3 protein-coding genes are annotated in these 2,831 nt (G+C 36.3%); 2 read left to right on the forward strand and 1 reads right to left on the reverse strand.

Annotated elements, in window-relative coordinates; translation table 11 throughout:
* Together ACFIJK_RS08995 and ACFIJK_RS09000 are read left to right on the forward strand one after the other, a co-directional pair.
* Positions 1 to 383, forward strand: a 383-nt coding sequence (locus ACFIJK_RS08995; protein ID WP_375627556.1) for a hypothetical protein, incomplete at its 5' end; no start/stop codon positions are given.
* Between the two features lie 588 nt (positions 384 to 971).
* The gene (locus ACFIJK_RS09000; RefSeq protein ID WP_375627557.1) at positions 972 to 1,559 is read left to right on the forward strand and encodes an antA/AntB antirepressor family protein; all 588 of its coding nucleotides are present in this window, start codon (positions 972 to 974) and stop codon (positions 1,557 to 1,559) included.
* A gap of 63 nt (positions 1,560 to 1,622) precedes the next feature.
* On the opposite strand, the gene ACFIJK_RS09005 is transcribed toward ACFIJK_RS09000, so the two are convergent.
* Entirely contained in the window at positions 1,623 to 2,669 is a 1,047-nt protein-coding gene (locus ACFIJK_RS09005; protein WP_375627558.1) for a Fic family protein, read from the reverse strand.
* Positions 2,670 to 2,831 lie beyond the last annotated feature (162 nt).

Consider the following 2,831-nt stretch of genomic DNA (forward strand, 5'->3'; position numbering starts at 1 on the left):
TTAAAGAAAAGGCGACAGCAAGGTTTCTTGAGACAGATATCATTGGTTCTGGAACACCAATACCTCTTAAATTTTTTAAAGTAAACGAAACAAAACGCGGCGTAACTTACACACTGTTTGGAAAGAAAGAAATCTTACCCCATGCTTTTATCAAGGGAGGCAGTTTTCCAAAGCGTGTTGATTTAAAAATGGGAGGGAATGTGTTTCAAAGAGCGGATGGAGATCAATTCCCTATTGCAAAACAAGAAGGACCATCAATTGCTAAAGTGATGTCCAAGCCAGAGATTGCAAGTGCTATTGCACAATATGCCAATGAAAGATTAACCAAAAACATACAGAGACAACTTTCTCGTCAAGAATACGCTGCTAATAAGAAAGGCTAGATCATGTTCTCAAGCTTTATCTATATATTCCATATCCTTATGAGTTTAGGAATTACATATTCTTATTGCAATTTTAAAAACAGATTATCACTTATGCTTTGTTTTTTCATAAAAAAAATCAATAAAATCAATTCAAAAGGTACTTCCCAGCGGGTTGGGTCTGTTGCGGGGCAGGCGAGCGCGAACTATCGCTAGCGACAGAATTTTCAATTTGACTGTACATTGTACATTTAACTCATTGATAAATAATGATTTCAATATGTACACTGTACAGTATGTGAAACGTTTTCTTAGCAAGAAGTAATTTTTGTTACTTGACAATTCTATAGTAATAGGTATTTTCGAATCAGGTGCCTAGAAAACACCTTAAAACAACAAGCGGATTGGTTGCCGAAATAATCAGTCTTCCGCGCATTAAAGACTTTGACTCATTATATGCTACATGCGTATAATAATATTGTCGGGTGTGGTTACGCTATACAATACCCTCATGGGGAAAGGCGTAACGACGGGCTTGTTGCCGTGTTTTCTAGCACCCGGCATCCTCTTAGGATGTCAATAGAAAGCCTAATCAACAAGGAGTTCATTATGAACACTCTTATTAAAATTACAGAACAAACGATCGATCAAGAAACAGTTCAAACCGTCAACGCACGCGAATTATATACATTTTTGGAAATCAATTCTAATTTTAGAGATTGGATAAAAAACCGTATTAAAGAATACGGCTTCCTAGAAAATAAGGACTTTATAAGTTTCGCTAAAAATTTAGCGAAACCTAATACCTTTCAAGAAAATCAAGGCTTTGTGAGTTTCGGTAAAAATTTACCGAAACCTAAAGGCGGTCGTCCAAGTACAGAATATCACATCACATTAGACATGGCGAAAGAGCTCTCAATGGTTGAACGCAATGAGAAAGGACGTCAAGCTCGTCGTTACTTTATTGAATGTGAAAAGAAACTAAAAAGTCAATTTGTTGATTATGATGATATACGTTTTGCTTTCCCAAAAGATTGGGATAAAATGTCTCCAACTAAAAAGGCTGTTTACATTTATGGACCTCTCCACATGCATCTTGTCAAAGCCTTTACGTTGGTAGAAGAAAGCAAGCATTACAAAGCCATAATCAAAGAAGCAAAACAAGTCTTAGAAAGATCTGTAGTGAAAGCCGCTTAAGTAAAAAATATGCCTCCCCTCCCCGTTCTCAAAAATGGGGAGGTGGTTAAGAAGGTAATAAAATTAAGGTGCACTATACCAAGTTGATCGTCCACCACCATGACGTATCAAAAGACCTTTTTCAACTAATGATGTAAAAGTTACTTTAAGTGTATTAGGGCTTGCACCAACCTCACGCACCATATCGCGGGTTGTAACACGTCCGTGATTACGCACATAATCAAGAATATTAAGAGCCAATTCAGATAAGGAAAAAAGAGCATTTTTTTCACTCTCTATTTTTATTTCTAATTGGCGTTTTTGTTTTTGTAGAGCACGTAAAAAAAAGAGTATCCAAGGTTCCCAATTGGGTATTTTAGTATAAATTGTTTTTTGAGTCTGATTCAGAGCTAAGTAATAGCTTTCTTTATTATTCTCAATAATGCTTTCAAGTGATGAATATGGTACATAAACATAACCTTTTTGTAACAAAAGAAGGGTGGTTAAGATACGGCTTAAACGTCCATTTCCATCTTGAAAAGGATGAATAGCTAAAAATGTTACATTAAAAATACCAATCGTAAGTAAAGGATGAAGATCCTTTAATTCATTGGTTTTATTGAACCAAGTAATAAGCTCTTGCATTCGGTATGGTGTATCAAATGGTGTAGCTGTTTCAAAAACAATGCCAACCATTTTCCCTTGAGAATTAAATGCTGCTACATCATTGCGTAAAGTCTTATATTCACCTCGATGTCGTTGATCTTTCTCACTATTACACAAAAGATCACGATGAAGTTGTTTAATATGATTTTCAGTAATAGAAATATCACTCCAAGATTGAAAGATTGTTTCCATAACCTTGGCATAACCGATAACTTCTTGTTCATCACGACTCTTGAAACGTTTAATTTCTAAGTTTACCAAAAGCTGTTCGATTTCGCGGTCTGTTAACTTACTCCCTTCAATGCGTGTGGAAGATCCAATACTTTCAACAGTAGCAATATGACGAAGAGCGTTCAATCGCTCAGGTGCAAGAGTACCAAGAGCGCGCCATGCCCCTTTGAACTCATCAATTTCAGCAATGAGAGCCAACAATTCTTGTGTAATTTGGAGTGTATCTGTTTTCATACCGGAATATATACCCGATTATACCCGATTGTCAATCATTCGTAACACAGTAAACTCTTACTTCTTATGGCAGAGAAGAAGGCAAGGAGCAACTATGAATAAGAAAACGCGTAAGGGTCTATCGGTTCGTGCGTTTGCAAAAAAGATGGGTGTTTCACATAA

The sequence above is a fragment of the Bartonella sp. PS17NMGDW genome (genome assembly GCF_042193555.1).
Classification (GTDB): domain Bacteria; phylum Pseudomonadota; class Alphaproteobacteria; order Rhizobiales; family Rhizobiaceae; genus Bartonella; species Bartonella grahamii.

Bases quoted from the DNA above. Each gene is read 5' to 3' on its own strand.
- ACFIJK_RS09000 (WP_375627557.1), top strand. From the start codon at position 972: ATGAACACTCTTATTAAAATTACAGAACAAACGATCGATCAAGAAACA.
- ACFIJK_RS09005 (WP_375627558.1), bottom strand. From the start codon at position 2,669: ATGAAAACAGATACACTCCAAATTACACAAGAATTGTTGGCTCTCATT.